The sequence below is a fragment of the Kitasatospora sp. NBC_00315 genome, from assembly GCF_041435095.1.
GTDB lineage: Bacteria > Actinomycetota > Actinomycetes > Streptomycetales > Streptomycetaceae > Kitasatospora.
Genome location: NZ_CP108025.1, coordinates 6,545,833 through 6,562,156 on the forward strand (window position 1 = coordinate 6,545,833; position 16,324 = coordinate 6,562,156).

The 16,324-nt window shown below is 73.3% G+C and carries 13 protein-coding genes; 6 read left to right on the forward strand and 7 right to left on the reverse strand.

The genetic code is table 11. From position 1 onward, the window contains the following. Positions 1-2: 2 nt before the first annotated feature. Together OG823_RS27345 and OG823_RS27350 are read right to left on the reverse strand one after the other, a co-directional pair. Complete coding sequence (locus tag OG823_RS27345; protein ID WP_371482661.1) at positions 3-1,580, reverse strand: arabinogalactan endo-beta-1,4-galactanase; 1,578 nt, start codon at positions 1,578-1,580, stop codon at positions 3-5. 239 nt (positions 1,581-1,819) lie between these two features. Next, positions 1,820-3,883, reverse strand: a complete 2,064-nt coding sequence (locus OG823_RS27350) for a beta-galactosidase (RefSeq protein WP_371482663.1) — start codon at positions 3,881-3,883, stop codon at positions 1,820-1,822. A gap of 353 nt (positions 3,884-4,236) precedes the next feature. Here OG823_RS27350 and OG823_RS27355 point away from each other — a divergent pair, with 353 nt between their 5' ends. The 6 genes from OG823_RS27355 (at position 4,237) to OG823_RS27380 (ending at position 11,240) form a co-directional block, all read left to right on the forward strand. After that, the gene (locus tag OG823_RS27355; protein WP_371482664.1) at positions 4,237-5,556 is read left to right on the forward strand and encodes an ABC transporter substrate-binding protein; all 1,320 of its coding nucleotides are present in this window, start codon (positions 4,237-4,239) and stop codon (positions 5,554-5,556) included. 78 nt (positions 5,557-5,634) lie between these two features. Next, positions 5,635-6,558, forward strand: a complete 924-nt coding sequence (locus OG823_RS27360) for a carbohydrate ABC transporter permease (RefSeq protein ID WP_371482666.1) — start codon at positions 5,635-5,637, stop codon at positions 6,556-6,558. A 3-nt stretch (positions 6,559-6,561) separates the two neighbouring features. Next, entirely contained in the window at positions 6,562-7,485 is a 924-nt protein-coding gene (locus OG823_RS27365; protein ID WP_371482668.1) for a carbohydrate ABC transporter permease, read from the forward strand. A 34-nt stretch (positions 7,486-7,519) separates the two neighbouring features. After that, positions 7,520-8,566 (forward strand): LacI family DNA-binding transcriptional regulator, encoded by a 1,047-nt coding sequence (locus tag OG823_RS27370; RefSeq protein ID WP_371482669.1) that lies wholly within the window; start codon positions 7,520-7,522, stop codon positions 8,564-8,566. 94 nt (positions 8,567-8,660) lie between these two features. Further along, positions 8,661-10,682 carry an FAD-dependent oxidoreductase gene (locus tag OG823_RS27375; RefSeq protein WP_371482670.1) on the forward strand — a complete coding sequence of 674 codons (2,022 nt, stop codon included), beginning with the start codon at positions 8,661-8,663 and terminating at the stop codon, positions 10,680-10,682. Between the two features lie 30 nt (positions 10,683-10,712). After that, positions 10,713-11,240, forward strand: coding sequence for a PadR family transcriptional regulator (locus tag OG823_RS27380; protein WP_371482672.1), 528 nt, complete (start codon positions 10,713-10,715; stop codon positions 11,238-11,240). Positions 11,241-11,355: 115 nt separating this feature from the next. On the opposite strand, the gene OG823_RS27385 is transcribed toward OG823_RS27380, so the two are convergent. Genes OG823_RS27385 through OG823_RS27405 form a run of 5 tightly spaced genes read right to left on the reverse strand, consistent with a single transcriptional unit; the run spans position 11,356 to position 16,324 of the window. Continuing rightward, the gene (locus tag OG823_RS27385; protein WP_371482673.1) at positions 11,356-13,128 is read right to left on the reverse strand and encodes an acyl-CoA dehydrogenase; all 1,773 of its coding nucleotides are present in this window, start codon (positions 13,126-13,128) and stop codon (positions 11,356-11,358) included. A 42-nt stretch (positions 13,129-13,170) separates the two neighbouring features. Beyond that, positions 13,171-13,665, reverse strand: a complete 495-nt coding sequence (locus tag OG823_RS27390; protein ID WP_371482675.1) for a holo-ACP synthase — start codon at positions 13,663-13,665, stop codon at positions 13,171-13,173. Positions 13,666-13,705: 40 nt separating this feature from the next. Next, the gene (locus OG823_RS27395) at positions 13,706-14,866 is read right to left on the reverse strand and encodes an acyl-CoA dehydrogenase family protein (RefSeq protein WP_371482677.1); all 1,161 of its coding nucleotides are present in this window, start codon (positions 14,864-14,866) and stop codon (positions 13,706-13,708) included. Beyond that, the gene (locus tag OG823_RS27400; protein ID WP_371482678.1) at positions 14,859-15,485 is read right to left on the reverse strand and encodes a hypothetical protein; all 627 of its coding nucleotides are present in this window, start codon (positions 15,483-15,485) and stop codon (positions 14,859-14,861) included. Before OG823_RS27400 ends, OG823_RS27395 begins: the two co-directional genes overlap by 8 nt. Then, positions 15,482-16,324, reverse strand: coding sequence for a hypothetical protein (locus tag OG823_RS27405; protein WP_371482679.1), 843 nt, complete (start codon positions 16,322-16,324; stop codon positions 15,482-15,484). The genes OG823_RS27400 and OG823_RS27405 overlap by 4 nt, the downstream gene beginning before the upstream one ends.

Below are 16,324 nucleotides of genomic sequence, written 5' to 3' on the forward strand. Positions count from 1 at the left end.
GGTCAGCGGTGGCTGAGCCAGCTCATCGCGGCGGTCGGCTTCCCGGTGTAGTCGAACATCGCCTGGTTCTCCCAGGCGTCCTGGGAGGTGGGGTCGGCCGGATCCCAGCCGTTGCCCGCGACGGCCGTCCAGGTCGGCTCCCAGTAGAAGGCCCCGATGCCCTTGCCGTTCGGTACCGCCTCGACCACGTTCAGCACGTCGCGGAAGTTCGCGGCCTGGCCGGCCTGGGTGGCGTCGTAGCCGGCCACCAGCTGGGAGGAGGTGGCGATGTTGTTCTCCAGGCTGTCCTTGTTGGCCAGGGTGAAGGGGTAGGCCGTCTCGGCGACGAAGACCTGCTTGCCGTAGCGGGCGGCCATGTCGTCCAGGGTGGTCTGCAGGTCGCTGAGCGGCCCGTGCCAGTAGCCGTAGTAGGAGAGGCCGATGGCGTCGAACGGCACCCCGTAGGAGACGGCGTTGTCGTAGAACGTCCGGGCTCCCGCGTCGTCACCGCCCTTGGCCAGGTGCAGCGCCACCTTGGTCGAACTGCTCACCGCCTTGGCGGCGTTGGCACCCTGGGTGAGCAGGGCCGCCAGGTTGGACCAGTTGGCCGTCGATCCCTCGGACCACAGGATGCCGCCGTTGATCTCGTTGCCGACCTGGACCATGTCGGCCGTGGTGCCCTGGGCCTTCAGGCCGTTCAGCACGTCGTAGGTGTGGTTGTAGACCGCCGTCTTGAGCTGCGCGAGGGTGTAGGCGGACCAGGCGGAGGGCTTGGTCTGCTTGCCCGGGTCGGCCCAGGTGTCGGAGTAGTGGAAGTCGATCAGCACCTTCATGCCGAGGGCCTTCGCACGCTTGGCCATGGCCAGCACCTGGGTCTTGGTGTTGTACCCGTCGGCGGGACCGACCCAGACCTTGAGCCGGACGTAGTCGGCGCCGGCCGAGTGCAGGATGCTCAGCGCGTCGCCGGTGGCGCCGGAGGAGTTGAGGTAGACGCCGCCCTTGTCCTCGCTCTTCTTGAGGGTGGAGACGTCCACTCCGCGCGCGGTCAGGCCGGTGCTGCCGGCGGCGAAGGACACGTCGTCGACGTTGAGCCAGTTCCCGGCGTTCGCGTCGGAGTTGATGCTGATGGTGCACTGGCCGCCGGTGACCGCGACCGAGGTGACCAGCCGGATCCAGGCCCCGTTCGGGGTGGGCGGCAGGTCGGTGCGCTGTTCGGCGCCGCCGCAGTTGCGCAGCGCCAGGTAGGCGGAGTTCTGCCCGCCGCTGGAGCGCACCCAGGCGGTGAGCGTGTAGGTGCCGTTGGCCAGGCCGGAGAGGTACTGGTACGTCTCGACCTTGTACGCGCTCGCGGACCAGTGGGTCAGCCGGTAGGAGCCGCCGTGGCCGCCGGCCTCGGTGTAGGAGGCGGCGCTCTGGCCCCCGGCGGAGTAGGCGGTCCAGCCGGCGGGGGTGGCGGTGGCGGCGCCGCCGGTTTCGAAGCCGGCGTTGGTGAGTGTGGTCGCTGCCTGCGCCCCGGCGGCCGGGAGCGCGACGACGGCGGCGGAGGTGAGGAGCATGGTGGCGGCGCCGCCGGTGAGCAGGCGCTTGAGTCCCTGGTGCATCGTCATCCTTGGCGATGAGGCGGGGTGGGGGAGGTGGTACGGGCCGCCCCGGTGGTGGCGGGCGGGGTGGTGCGGGCCGCCCCGCGGGTTCCGGGGCGGGGTGTGCCGAGGGAGGGGGACTGCCGGGAGCCCGCCGGGGCAGTGGCGGGCTCCCGGACCGCCCGGGCACGTTGGGGGCGCGACCGGACGGGGACCTGCGGGGGCCGACCCTCAGCGGCCCCGGCAGGTGGTCGGGGGGATCACAGGTGGACGACCCGGGTGGAGTTGCCGGGGACGTCCAGCGCGCCGCGGACGGCGCTGCCGGTGAGCAGTTCGACGCCGTCGCCGGGCAGCGGCACCACGGCGTCCTCGTCGGTGTGGTTGATCACGAAGAGGTACCGGCCCAGCTCGCCGGCTCGCTCCACCACCTCGACGTCGCGCGGGAGTTCGCGCTCGGGCAGGCCGGCCTCGGCGGCGGCGCGAGCCAGTACGGTGTCCAGTCCGGCAGCGTCGAGGCGGCTGGAGACGTACCACGCGGAGCCGGTGCCCAGGGCGTGGCGGGTGACGGCGGGGTGGCCGGCGGTGGGGCCGTCGGCGTACGTCCAGAGCGTGCCGGCGCCCTGCGGGACGACCCACTCGGCCCAGCCGTCGGCGGTCAGATCGCCCGCCGCGCCGGTGAGCCGCACGCTCTGGCCGGCCCGCAGCGGCGCGAACTCCTCGATCGTCAGGCCGAGTACGTCCCGCAGCGCACCGGGGTGGGGGCCCGCGTGGACGGTGTCGTGCTCGTCGACGATGCCGGAGAAGTACGAGACGACGAGGGTGCCGCCGCCCTCGACGTACCGGCGCAGGTTCTGCCCGGCCGCCTCGGTCATCAGGTAGAGCGCGGGGACGAGCACCAGCGGGTAGCCGGTGAGATCCGCCTCGGGGTGCGCGAAGTCCAGCGTCAGGTGGCGGTCGTAGCCGGCCGCGTACCAGGCGTCGGCGCGCTCGCGGGCGTCGAGTTCGACGCTCGGGCGCCACTCCAGCTTCTGCGCCCACCAGGACTGCCAGTCCCAGAGCACCGCCGCGTCGGCCACCACCCGGCTGTCGCGGATGCCGGCCAGCGAGGTCAGGTCGGAGCCGAGGGCGACCACCTCGCGCCAGATCCGGCTGTCGGTGCCGGCGTGCGGGAGCATCGCGGAGTGGAACTTCTCGGTGCCGTAGCGCGAGGCCCGCCACTGGAAGAACATCGCTCCCTCCGAGCCGCGCGCGACGTGCGCGAGGCTGTTGCGGGCCAGCTCGCCCGGCCGCTTGGCGAGGTTGCGGGGCTGCCAGTTGACCGCGCCGGTGGAGTGCTCCAGCAGCAGCCAGGGCTTGCCGCCGGCCACCGAGCGGGTGAGGTCGGCGGACATCGCGAGGTTCACGTGGTTGCGTTCGGCCTCGGCGACCAGGTAGTGGTCGTTGGAGACCAGGTCCACCTCGCGTCCCCAGGCCCAGTAGTCGACGGACTCGCACTGGGAGAGGGCGGTCATGAAGTTGGTGGTGACCGGCACCCCGGGGGCGAGGCGGTGCAGGATGTCGCGCTCGCTCCGGAAGTTCTCCAGCATGGCGTCGCTGGTGAACCGGGCCCAGTCGAGCTGCTGGGCGGGGTTGCAGGCGGTCGGGGTGAGCCGGGGCGGACGGATGTCCTCCCAGCGGTTGTAGTGCTGGCCCCAGAACGGCGTGCCCCAGGCCGCGTTGAGCTCCTTGACGGTGGTGTGGCGGGCGGCGAGCCAGCGTCGGAAGTGCGCGGCGGACTCCTCGCAGTAGCAGGCGCTCACCGGCACGCCGTACTCGTTGTGTACGTGCCACAGGGCGAGCGCGGGGTGGTCCGCGTAGCGCAGCGCGAGCTGCTCGGTGATGCCCGCGGCGGCGGCCCGGTAGGCGGGGGAGCTGTGGCAGATCGCGCCGCGTCCGCCGAACTCGTACCGGACGCCCTCGCGGGAGACCGGCAGGGCCTCGGGATGCTCCCGGTAGAACCAGGCGGGCGGGACGACGGTGGGCGTGCCGAGGTCGACCCTGATGCCCGCCTCGTGCAGCAGGTCCAGCAGCCGGTCGAGCCAGCCGAACTCGTACCTGCCCCGCTCGGTCTCCAGCAGCGACCAGGAGAAGATCCCGACGCTGACCATGGTGACCCCGGCCTCCCGCATCAGCCGGACGTCCTCGGGCCAGACCTCCTCGGGCCACTGCTCGGGGTTGTAGTCGCCGCCGTAGGCGAGCGCGTCCAGGCCGACCGGAGCGGTGGGCCCGGCCGCGGGGCGCGGGGCCGCGGCCGGGGTGGTGGCGCGGCTCGGCAGGTGATCCATGGGTGCTCCATCAGGCAGGTCTGCGTACGGCTGTGCTGTGCGGTGTCCCGGGCTTGCTGTGAACGTGCACAGTCGAAGGTCGTTGTGTTTCGCATAGATAACCGTACGACTCCGGGGATTGACAAGTGTCCGGCCGGTTTCCGTACTGTGAACGTGCACAAGCCGCAGTCACAGGGCCCGCCCCGTCGCTGGGCGGCCGACCGGCGCGCTCCCCCCATGTGCGAACCCCGCGCGACCCCCGTGCGAACCCCGTGCGAATCCCGTGCGAACCCCGTGCGAACAACCGCCCGGATCCGCACGGGCCCCGCAGGCCCCCACCCCCACAGACCCAGCCGTGATCCTCGGGAGGATTCATGCACCGTCGCCTCGCCCTCGCCGCAGCCGCCGCACTCTCCGGCGCGCTCGTCCTCACCGCCTGCGGCAGCAGCGGAGGCGGCTCCGACACGGCCGCCAAGGCCGCCGCCGGCCCGGTGAAGCTGACCTTCTGGTCCTGGACCCCGAACATGGACAAGGTCGCCGAGATCTGGAACCAGGCCCACCCCGACATCCAGGTCAGCGTCCAGAAGCAGGCCTCCGGCGACGACGCGGTCACCAAGACCATCACCGCCGCCAAGGCCGGCAACGCGCCCGACCTCGTCCAGGCCGAGTACCAGGCGCTGCCCACCCTGGTCAGCAACGACGTGCTCGCCGACATCGCCAAGCAGGCGGGCGCCGCCAAGGACAAGTTCGCCGCCGGTGTCTGGCAGCAGGTCACCCTCGGCTCCGACGCCGTCTACGCGATTCCCGAGGACAGCGCCCCGCTGGCGCTCTACTACCGCCAGGACCTCTTCCAGCAGTACGGCCTCAAGGTGCCCACCACCTGGGCCGAGTTCGCGGACGCCGCCCGGCAGCTGAAGCAGAAGGACCCGGCCAAGGCGCTGACCACCTTCTCCTCCAACGACTCCGGCCTCTTCGCCGGCCTCGCCCAGCAGGCCGGCGCCAAGTGGTGGACCAGCTCGGGCGACACCTGGAAGGTCGGCATCGACGACGCCGCCACCAGGAAGGTCGCCGACTTCTGGGGCGGTCTGGTCAAGGAGGGCGCGATCGACAACCAGCCGATGTACACCCCGGCCTGGAGCAAGGCGCTGAACGACGGCACCCAGATCGCCTGGGTCAGCGCGGTCTGGGCGCCCGGCGTCTTCACCAGCTCCGCCCCGGACACCAAGGGCAAGTGGGCCATCGCCCCGCTCCCGCAGTGGAACGCGGGCGAGTCGGTCACCGGCAGCTGGGGCGGTTCCACCACCGGCGTCACCACCGGCGCGGCCAAGGCCGGCCACGCGGACGCCGCCGCACAGTTCGCCACCTGGCTGAACACCGACCCGCAGGCCGTGGCCGCCCTGGTCAAGGAGGCCGGCATCTACCCGGCGGCCACCGCCGCGCAGAGCGGTGACGCCCTCGCCACGGCGCCGGACTTCTTCTCCGACCAGCCGGACTTCTACACCCGGGCCGCCGAGATCGCGAAGAACACCGCCCCCGCCGCCTGGGGGCCGAACGTCAACGTCGCGTACTCCACCTTCAAGGACGCCTTCGGCAAGGCCGCCCAGGACAAGAGCGACTTCTCCGCCGCGCTGAGCGCGATGCAGCAGGCCACCGTCGCCGACCTGAAGAAGAACGGCTTCACGACGGAGGGCTGAGCCGCCCCGCCCGCACCCGGGGCTGCGCCGCCGCAGCCCCGGGCCCCGCCCCCACCGCCCCCTGATTCGAGGACAGCCATGGCCGCACCGGCGCCCCCCTCCACCAGGCCCGCCCGGCGCCTGGCCCCGTACGCCTTCCTCACCCCCGCCGTCATCCTGTTCGCGCTGTTCTTCGCGCTGCCGATCGGCTACGCCGTCTACCTGAGCTTCCGGGCCGTCCACATCAAGGGCCTCGGTCTCGGCTCGCACGCCCGCACCGAGGTCTGGGCGGGCCTGTCCAACTACAGCAGCGCACTCACCGACTCCGAGCTGCTGTCCGGCTCCGGACGCACCCTGCTGTACGGCGCCCTGCTGGTGCCGACCATGCTCGGGGGCGCGCTGCTCCTCGCCCTGATGCTGGACACCCCCCGGGTACGGCTCCGGGCCTTCTCCCGGCTGGCGATCTTCCTGCCGTACGCCGTCCCCGGCATCGTCGCCTCGCTGCTCTGGGGCTTCCTGTACCTGCCGACCGTCAGCCCCGGCTACTTCCTGCTCGCCCGGGCCGGCATCGGCGGGCCCGACCTGCTGCACGGCAACGGGCTGTTCGTGGCGCTGGCCAACATCGCGGTCTGGGGCGGTACCGGCTTCAACATGATCGTCATCTACACGTCGCTGCGGGCCCTTCCCGCCGACCTGTACGAGGCCGCCCGCCTGGACGGCTGCTCGGAGCTGCAGATCGCGCTGCGGATCAAGATCCCGATGGTGGCCCCCTCGCTGGTGCTCACCTTCTTCTTCTCGATGATCGCGACCCTCCAGGTGTTCAGCGAGCCGATGACGCTCAAGCCGCTGACCAACTCCCTGAGCTCCACCTGGAGCCCGCTGATGAAGGTCTACCGCGACGCCTTCGTCCAGGGCGACATCTACTCCGCCGCCGCGACCTCGGTGGTCATCGCCGTCGTGACGCTGATCCTGTCCTTCGGCTTCCTCAAGCTGGTCAACAAGCGCTCCGACGGAGGCAGCTGAGATATGAGCACCGACCTGACCCGGCGGGCCGTGCCCGCCGCCCGCCGCCGCACCGCGCCCGCGCCGGGCTCCACCCCCGGCGGTCCCGCCGCGCCGCGCCGGCGCACCGCCTGGACACCCACCCTGATCCTGCTGCTCGGCGCGGTCTACTGCCTGGTCCCGATCGTCTGGGTGGTGATGGCCGCCAGCAAGAGCAGCCAGGAGCTCTTCACCACCTTCACCTTCGCCCCGGGCAGCGGCCTGCTCCACAACCTGGCCGACCTCTCGCACTACCGGGACGGCGTCTACTGGAGGTGGCTGGCCAACTCGGCGCTCTACGCGGGCGTCGGCGCGCTGCTCTCCGCCGCGCTGTCCGGCGTGACGGGATACGCGCTGGCCAAGTACCGGTTCAAGGGGCGCACCGCGCTGTTCAACATCCTGCTGGCCGGTGTGCTCATGCCGCCGGTGACGCTGGCCGTGCCGCAGTACCTGCTGATGGCGAAGGCCGGCCTGGCCGACAGCTACTGGTCCGTGCTGCTGCCCAGCATCGTCAGCCCGTACGGCATCTACCTGGCCCGGATCTACGCCGCCGCCGCCGTGCCGGACGAGGTGGTCGAGGCGGCCCGGGTGGACGGTGCGCGCGAGTTCCGGCTGTTCCGCAGCATCGCGCTGCCGATCATGGTGCCGGGGCTGGTCACCGTCTTCCTCTTCCAGTTCGTGGCGATCTGGAACAACTTCCTGCTGCCGTACATCATGCTCGGCGACGACCACAAGTTCCCGGTCACCGTCGGCCTGTACTCGCTGCTCCAGCAGGGCGCCAACGCGCCGGCCCTCTACACCCTGGTGATCACCGGAGCGCTGCTCTCCGTGGTACCGCTGATCGCGCTGTTCCTGGGGCTCCAGCGCTACTGGCGCATCGATCTGCTCTCCGGGGCCGTAAAGTCCTGACCGTCCGCCAGTACCGTTTGTTGAGGAAGCGACCATGACGGAACCCGCGCCCCGGGGCCGGGCCACCGGAAAGACCCGGCGGCCGCCCACCATCCACGACGTGGCCGCCGAGGCCGGTGTCTCCCGCGGGACCGTCTCGCGGGTGCTGCAGGGCGGACACAACGTCAGTCCGGCGGCGCTCGCGGCGGTGAACGCCGCGATCAGGAAGCTCGGCTACGTCGTCAACCGGCACGCCCGCAACCTGGTCACCCAGCGCTCCAACTCGGTCGCCTTCCTGCTCACCGAACCGCAGGAGCGCTTCTTCGAGGATCCCAACTTCACCACCCTGCTGCGGGGCTGCACCGCGGCGCTGGGCGAGCACGACATCCCGCTGCTGCTGATGACGGCCGGCAACGAGCCCGAGCGCCGCCGGGTCGCGCGCTACCTGGCGGCCGGGCACGTGGACGGCGTCCTGCTGGTCTCCTCGCACAGCGGCAACCCGATGCTGGAGCAGCTGCGGGAGGCCGCCGTCCCGGTGGTCTCCTGCGGTAAGCCGCTCGGCCAGCGCGGGCGCGTCTCCTACGTGGCGGCGGACGACCGGGAGGGGGCCAAGGACATGGTTCGCCACCTGCTCGACTCCGGCCGGCGCCGGGTCGCCACCATCGCCGGCCCGCAGGACACGCCCGGCGGGGTGGAACGGCTCTACGGCTACCGCGAGGTGCTCGGCGAGTACGGCATCGCCTACGACGAGCGGCTGGTGGCGGTCGGCGACTACAGCCGGGCCGGCGGCGAGGCGGCCATAGTGCGGCTGCTCGCCGACGCGCCCGACCTGGACGCGGTCTTCGTCGCCTCCGACCTGATGGCGGACGGCGCACTGGTCGCACTGGAGCGCTCGGGGCGCAGCGTCCCGGGCGACGTGGCGGTCGGCGGCTTCGACGACTCGCCGGTGGCACTCGCCACCCGCCCGGCGCTGACCACGGTGCGCCAGCCCTGGGACCGGATCAGCGACGAGATGGTCCGGCTGCTGCTCGCCCAGATCGCCGGCGAGGAGCCGGCCACGGTGATCCTGCGTACGGAGCTGGTGGTGCGCGGGTCGGCCTGATCCGCATGGAGGGGCGACGCATCAGTGCAACTTGTTGCATAAAACTGGTGCGTCGCCCTACCGTGTGGCGACACCGTCGCGCGAGGAGACCCGGATGACCGCCTACCCGCACCTGCTGAGCCCGCTCGACCTGGGTTTCACCACGCTGCCCAACCGCGTCGTGATGGGTTCGATGCACGTCGGACTGGAGGAGGCCGAGAACGGCTTCGAGCGGATGGCCGAGTTCTACGCCACCCGCGCCCGGGGCGGCGTCGGCCTCATCGTCACCGGCGGCATCGCCCCCAACGAACAGGGCCGGCCCTGGTCGGGCGGCGCCAAGCTCACCACCGACGCGGAGGCCGACCGGCACCGGATCGTCACCGACGCCGTCCACCGGGCCGGCGGCCGGATCGCGATGCAGATCCTGCACTTCGGCCGCTACGCCTACCACGAGGACCTGGTCGCCCCGAGCGCCGTCCAGGCGCCCATCAGCCCGTACGTCCCGCACGCGCTCACCGAGGACGAGATCGAGCGGACCATCGAGGACTTCGTCCGGTGCGCCGCGCTCGCCCGGCAGGCCGGCTACGACGGCGTCGAGATCATGGGCTCCGAGGGCTATCTGATCAACGAGTTCATCGCCGCCCCGACCAACCGGCGCGAGGACCGCTGGGGCGGTTCCTACGAGAACCGGATGCGGCTGCCGGTCGAGATCGTCCGCCGGGTGCGCGAGCGGGTCGGAGCGGACTTCATCCTGATCTACCGGCTCTCCATGCTCGACCTGATCCCCGGCGGCTCCACCTTCGCCGAGGTCGTCCGGCTGGCCCGGGCCGTCGAGGCCGCCGGTGCCACCATCATCAACACCGGCATCGGCTGGCACGAGGCCCGGATCCCCACCATCGCGACCTCCGTCCCGCGCGGCGCGTACACCTGGGTCACGAAGAAGCTGATGGGCGCCGTCGGCGTACCGCTGGTGACCAGCAACCGGATCAACACCCCCGAGCTGGCCGAGCGGCTGCTCGCCGACGGGCACGCCGACCTGGTCTCGCTGGCCCGTCCGCTGCTCGCCGACCCCGAGTTCGTCGCCAAGGCCCGGAGCGGCCGTCCCGAGGCCGTCAACACCTGCATCGGCTGCAACCAGGCCTGCCTCGACCACACCTTCGGCGGGAGGATCACCTCCTGCCTGGTCAACCCCCGCGCCTGTCACGAGACCGAACTCGTCCTCGCGCCGACCCGGTCGCGCAAGCGCGTCGCCGTGGTCGGCGCCGGCCCGGCCGGTCTGGCCTGCGCCGTCACCGCCGCCGGTCGCGGCCACGCCGTGACGCTCTACGACGCGGCCGACGAGATCGGCGGACAGCTCACCATCGCCCGTCAGGTGCCCGGCAAGGAGGAGTTCGACGAGACGATCCGCTACTTCCGCCACCAGCTGGCGGCCGAGGGGGTCGACGTCCGGCTCTCCACCACCGTCACCGCGCCCGGCCTGGCCGCCGAGGGCTTCGACGAGATCGTCGTCGCCACCGGCGTCACCCCCCGCCTGCCCGAGCTGCCCGGCACCGACCACCCCAGCGTGGTCGGCTACCTGGACGTGCTGCGCGACAAGGCGGCGGTGGGGGAGCGGGTCGCGATCCTCGGCGCGGGCGGCATCGGGTTCGACGTGGCCGAGTACCTCACCGACCCGGGCGCCGGTGCGAGCCTCGACCCCGAGGTCTTCTTCGAGCAGTGGGGCGTGGACACCGAGCACCGCACCCCCGGCGGCCTGCGCGAGCCCGTCCGACGCGGCTCCCCGCGTACCGTCCACCTGCTGCAGCGCAAGACGGGCAAGGTCGGCGCCGGCCTCGGGAAGACCACCGGCTGGATCCACCGCACCGAGCTCCGGCACCGCGGCGTCGCCATGACCGCCGGCGTGGCCTACGACCTGATCGACGACCAGGGCCTGCACCTGACCGTCGAGGGTGAGCGGCGGATCCTCCCGGTCGACACCGTGGTGCTCTGCACCGGCCAGGAACCCCGCCGCGACCTGTACGACGCGCTGCGCGCCCAGGGGCTGGAACCGCACCTGATCGGCGGCGCCGACCTCGCGGCCGAGCTCGACGCCAAGCGGGCCATCGACCAGGGCACCCGGCTCGCGGCGACCCTCTGACGGTCCGGCCGGCCCCTCTAGGATCGCCCCATGTCACTGCCGCACGCCATCCTCACCGCCCTGCTGGAGAAACCGTCCTCGGGGCTGGAGGTCACCCGGCGGTTCGACCGCTCGATCGGCTTCTTCTGGTCGGCGACCCATCAGCAGATCTACCGGGAGATCGGCAAGCTGGAGCAGGCCGGGCTGATCAGCGCCGTACCCCAGCCGCCCTCCCGGGGGCAGCGCAAGGAGTACGAGGTGCTCCCGGCCGGCCGGGAGGAGTTGGCCGGCTGGGTCGCCGAACGCCAGGACCCCAGGCCCGTGCGGGACCCGCTGCTGCTGCGCCTGCGGGCCGCCGCGGTGCTGGGCACGGACGGCCTGGCGGACGAGCTGCGCCGCCATCTCGATCTGCACCGGCGCCAGTTGGAGGAGTACCGGGAGATCGAGGAGCGGGACTTCCCGCCGGAGAAGGCCGCCGACGAGAACCGCCTGCAGCACCAGGTGCTGCAGGCGGGCATCGGGTTGGAGACGTTCTGGATCGACTGGCTGACCCGGAGCATCGGCGACGCACGGGACTGAGCCACCGGGTCGGGCGGACGGCCGGGGCGCCGGACCGAGCCCCGGGGCCGGGGTGCCGGGGTGCCGGACCGAGCCCTCGGACCGAGCCCCGGGTCGGTCCGGCGGCCCGCTCCCGCTACCGGGCGCCCGCCAGCATGGGCAGGTCGGCCAGGTGCTCCTCGGGCAGGTCGAACGCCTCCGCCAGGGTGGCCAGGTGCGGGGCGAGCCGGGCGGTCACCTCCTCGATCTCCGCCGGGAGCGCGCGGACCTGCTCGGCGCTCAGGTGCCCGTCGGCCAGCAGGTCGCCGCTGGAGCCGCTGATCTCGCGGAGCAGGAACAGCCGGCAGAGGGCCGACAGGAGCCCGCGGGTGGCCGGGTCGGGGATCGTCGCGACCGCCTCCGCGAAGGCGTCCGCGGCCTGCAGACAGGCGTGCGCGCCGACGACCTCCAGGGCCGCGGCGACGGCGTTGTTCCAGCGGCCGATCGGGTCGCCCGCCGGGCCTGCGCGCAGCCCCTGCCGGGCCCGGGCGTGCCAGATCCGCTCGGCGGCGGCCAGCAGGCCGCGCAGGCGGACGAGGTCGTCCGGGTCCGGTCCGACCGAGGGCGCCGGCCCGGCCGGCTCGTGCCCGAAGATCATCTCGGACGCGGCCTTGCACCAGACCGCGAGGTTGTCGCCCTCGGCGGTGATCGCGCCCTCCATGTCGGCCGGGAACGCGGCGAGCCCGTTCACGGGGAAGAGCCCCTGCGCGCCGCACCGCTCCCGGCACTCGATCGCGACGCTCCGTGCCCGCCAGCTGATCCAGCCCTTGGCGATCGCCACCAGCCTTTCGACGGTGGCCCGTTCGGCCGGCTCGTGGGCGACCCACCGCCGCACCACCGACCGGTGCAGGAAGGTCATCGCGTACGCCGTGGCCAGGCCCTCCAGCAGCCGGCCGTGGTGGCTGCGGTGCGCGGCCAGCGGGATGCGCAGCCCCGCGACCGGCCCGGAGATGTGCCGTCGGCCGGCGTAGCGGACGGCGATCGCCAGGGCGGCTCGCGCTGCGCCGAGGGCGCAGGCGCTCATGCAGAGTTTGCCGGTGGTCACCCGGCCGATGGCGTGCAGGAAGCGTTTGCGGGCGCTGCCCAGCTCGCTGCGGAACTCCCCGTCGGGGCCGAACCACCCGTGGCGACCCTCCACCAGCGCGGTGCGCGGCAGCCGGACGTGCTGGAAGGAGGTGGCGCAGTGGTCGACCGGCGTGCCGGTCCGCTCGGGCAGCGGGGTGATCCGCACGCCCGGCAGCGGGCCGTGCCGGTCGGTCAGGGGGGTGAGGAACAGGAACACCCCCTGGTCCCGGCCGGCTGCGAGCAGGCGGGCCGCGACCACGGCGCTCTTGGGGCCACCGATCGGGCTGGTGTTCGGCATGAACTTCTGCGCCCCCTCGTGCGGGGTGTGCAGGACGAATCCGCCGCTCTCCGGGTCGAGGGTGGCGGTGGTCTCCAGCGCCGCGGCGTCGTTGCCGTGGTCACGTTCGGTGCACAGGAAGGTGCCGGTGCGGCCCAGGCCGGCGAACTGCGCCAGGTCGGTCCTGGGCGCGCCGTGGCCCGCGTCGGCGCTGTCCAGGAGGCTGCCGAGGAAGAGGTTGTAGTGGATGCCCGCGACGGTGGCCAGGCCGCCGTCGACGGTGGCGGTCCACTCGTGCATCGCGGCGAGCGTCCGGGGGTCGCGGGCGAGCTCCTCGGCGCAGGGGATCTCCTCGTCGAGGACCCGCAGGCGTTCGTAGGAGAGCGCGGCCCGTTCGGCGGTACTCAGGCCCTCACGGTGGCGGAACGCTTCGGTGGAGACGATCTTCCGCCAGTGTTCGTGGGTGGGCGCGGGCCCGTCGTCGAAGAGCGCGGCGGTGAGCGCCCGGGCGCTCGGTCCGGCGGGCACGGAGCGGGATTCTGGGGTGTCGATGTCGGTTAACACATTCGCCTAACGATCACCGCCGGACCGGGTCACCGGTGTGATCACGATGTTCACCGGCTGTTGACCCGGGGCGGGCGGTCCGGTGTCCGAACTGCCGCGGGCCACCGCCCCGGCGGTCCCGGCGGGGCGGCCCGGCACCCCGATCGCCGCCGCCATGACCAGTCCGCGCTTGTGCGTGATGGAGACGCTGATCCCGGCGATGCCGCGCTCCCGGGCCCGCTGCGCGGCGGCGCCCGACAGCCGCACGACGGGCGCCCCGAGAACGGTCCGCAGGACGGCCACCTGCCGGGGGGTGACCCCGGAGCCGACGCCGGTGCCGATCACCTTGAGCGCGGCCTCCTTGGCCGCGAACCGGCCGGTGAGGAACTCCCGGGCCCGCTCCTCGCCGTAGTCCCCGGCGAGGGCGAGCTCCGCCGGGGCGTACGCGTACGCCCGGAACCAGGGGCGCTCCAGCAGCGCGGACAACTCGTCCTCGTGCAGGACGTCGACTCCGATCCACACCGTCAGCACACCCCCGGCCCGCGGTACCCGCCCGACCCGTTCACCCGAGGAACGTCCCCTTGAGCACGCCCTGGAAGACGGCCAGCCGCTGGATGTGGCCGGTCCCCTCCATGAACTCGAAGGCGCGGGCGTCCCGGTACAGCTTGTCCAGCAGCGGATCCTCCAGCAGGGCCGCGGGGCCCAGCAGTTCGGCGGCGGCCAGGGTGGCCTCCTCGGCGAGCTCGGCGGCGCGGGTCTTCACCCCGGCGATCCGGTCCGGGCGGATCCGCCCGGCGTCGACGGCCACGGCGACCTCGTAGTTGTGCCGGCGCAGCGCGGCCAGCCGGTCCCGCAGGTCGTCGAGCCGCAGCCGAGCCGCGGCGCCGAGCGCCGGGCGCTGCTCGTGCACGTGGTCCAGCACCGCGCGGACCAGCCCCAGGGCGGTGCCGGCCAGCACCGGCCGGAACCGTTGCAGCGTCCGGACGGCGCCGACCAGGCCGCGCCGGCTGGGCTTGAGGGTCCGGTAGCCGAGCACCTGCTCCGGCTCCACCCGGACGTCGTCGAGCTCGATCGCGGAGATCCGGGCGCCGCGCAGGCCGACGGTCGGGATCCGCTCCGCCCGGAACCCGGGGGAGTCGGTGTCGAGGAGGACGGCCTCGATCCCGAGCGGCCCCGGCGCCCGCCGGCAGAACACCACGCCGAGCTGCGCGTACGCGGCGTTGCCCACCCAGCGCTTCGCGCCGTTCAGCCGGAAGCCGTCGCCGTCCGGGGTCAGGGCCGTCTCCAGCTCGGTGGCGGCCGATCCCCTGGCCGGCTCGGTCAGCCCGAAGAACGTCCAGGTCGCCGTCGGTCCGGCGAGCCGTTCGTAGTACGCCTGCCGCTGCTTGTCGTCGCCCAGCGCGGCCACCGCCACGCCGGACATCAGCGGGCCCGGGCAGGCCAGCATGAACCCGGCGTCGCCGTAGCTCAACTCCTCGATGGTGATGGTGTGTTCGAGGCAGGAGGTCAGGTCGTAGGTGTGGCCGTCCAGACGCAGCGGGCGTTCCAGGTACTCCACCGGGACGGTGCACAGGCGCATGAGGTCCACGGCCGGCAGGTGCAGCCAGCGGTCGATCGCCTCCGGGTCGCGGTCCAGCTCCAGGCCGAGCCCCCGCAACTCCCGCGCCGCCTCCTGGACGTGGGCCCGCAGTGCGGCCGTCCGGGGCGAGTCGGGGTCACTCATCTGCGCCCTCCGTCTCGGTGTCGCGCGCCGGCCGGCCGGACGGCAGCAGGTAGGTGTTGCCGAGCAGTTCGGTCAGGTACAACCGGGTGCCCGGCCCGTCCGCCGCGAAGCCGCTCGCGCCGTACAGCTTGATCGCGGTGCGCCCCGCGGTCACCAGCTCCCGGTGGACCCGCCACCGGCGGGCGCCGTCCGGGCCGGGGAGCCCGAGCAGGTCCTCCACCTCGGCGAGCGCCAGGGCGACGTCGGCGACCGCGCCCCGGGGCAGCTGGCGGTTGAGCAGGCTGGCGCCCTCCGACAGGCGTCCGCCGAGGTGCGTGACCGCGCCGTCGAGCACCTCGCGCAGGGCGCCCAGCTGCAGCCGGAGCAACCCGTCGGCGAACGCCGCCAGGACGGGCCCGGCCGCCGGTGCCCGGTGCCCGGCCGCCACCAGCGCGGCCGGGCAGCCCGGTACCGGGGCGCCCCCGGGCAGCCGTGCGGCCGAGGCGATCGCCCAGCCGCCGGGCGAGACGACCACGGCTCCCGGCGCGGCCCGCTCGTGGCAGGCGTCGAGGGCGTCGAGGGCGGCGGCGAAGTCCACCCGCGCCGCCGGGGCGGGCGGCGCGCCCTGCCCCGGCGTCACCGGATCCCCCCGGCCGGGTCCGGCTGCGGGGCGTCGGGCGCCGAGCGCAGCACGGCCAGGTGGCTCTCGCCGGAGCGCGGGTCGGTGTCGCAGAGCAGCACCGTGGTGTACCGCTGCTGCCAGGCGCGCCAGTTGCGGGCGAGGGCGAGCCACACGCTGGTGCAGTAGGTGCCCGGGCTCACCCGGTGGCGGGTCAGGCCCTCCGGGAGCGCGCGCGGGTCGAACCACGGCCCGGTCACCAGCAGGGTGCCCTCCGGGTCCTTGGCGGCGAGCTCCTCGATCCGCCCGGTCGCCGACCTGGTCGAGGGGATCGTCTCGACGTTCGTCACCTGCGGCCCGTCCTCGCTGCCCAGGACCAGCAGGACGCCGGAGTCGACCAGGTGGTTGTCGTGGACCAGCGGGAACCGGGTCGGCAGGGTGGTCTGTTCGAGGACGGCGACGACGGCCCGCCGGCTGCGGCCGGCCCGCTGGAAGGCGGCCACGATCCGCAGCGCGGTGAACGGCGCGGCCAGCCCCTGCTGGTGGATGCCGAGGCTGGTGGCCCCACCGCCGAGCAGGTGGTCGAGGTAGGGACCGATCGCGGTGAAGGGTGTGACGTCCGGCAGCGCCTGCGCCACGATCACCAGATCGGGCGCGGCCCCGCGGACCTCCTCGTCGGCGGCCAGCCGGTCGACGAGGTCGCGGTGGTCGACGTTCGGCCCGGCGCGCAGCAGGTCCTGCGCCACCTCCAGGCCGAAGGGCTCGACCAGGTCGCGGTAGTAGGCGAGCTTCGCCGGATCGTCGTCGTAGGGCCGCCGTGGCGGGGCGACCACCACGGCGGCCGCGTTCAGTGCGGGCAT

Coding starts and splice junctions, on each gene's coding strand:
- OG823_RS27345 (WP_371482661.1), bottom strand. CDS start 1,580: ATGCACCAGGGACTCAAGCGCCTGCTCACCGGCGGCGCCGCCACCATG.
- OG823_RS27350 (WP_371482663.1), bottom strand. CDS start 3,883: ATGGATCACCTGCCGAGCCGCGCCACCACCCCGGCCGCGGCCCCGCGC.
- OG823_RS27355 (WP_371482664.1), top strand. CDS start 4,237: ATGCACCGTCGCCTCGCCCTCGCCGCAGCCGCCGCACTCTCCGGCGCG.
- OG823_RS27360 (WP_371482666.1), top strand. CDS start 5,635: ATGGCCGCACCGGCGCCCCCCTCCACCAGGCCCGCCCGGCGCCTGGCC.
- OG823_RS27365 (WP_371482668.1), top strand. CDS start 6,562: ATGAGCACCGACCTGACCCGGCGGGCCGTGCCCGCCGCCCGCCGCCGC.
- OG823_RS27370 (WP_371482669.1), top strand. CDS start 7,520: ATGACGGAACCCGCGCCCCGGGGCCGGGCCACCGGAAAGACCCGGCGG.
- OG823_RS27375 (WP_371482670.1), top strand. CDS start 8,661: ATGACCGCCTACCCGCACCTGCTGAGCCCGCTCGACCTGGGTTTCACC.
- OG823_RS27380 (WP_371482672.1), top strand. CDS start 10,713: ATGTCACTGCCGCACGCCATCCTCACCGCCCTGCTGGAGAAACCGTCC.
- OG823_RS27395 (WP_371482677.1), bottom strand. CDS start 14,866: ATGAGTGACCCCGACTCGCCCCGGACGGCCGCACTGCGGGCCCACGTC.
- OG823_RS27405 (WP_371482679.1), bottom strand. CDS start 16,324: ATGCCCGCACTGAACGCGGCCGCCGTGGTGGTCGCCCCGCCACGGCGG.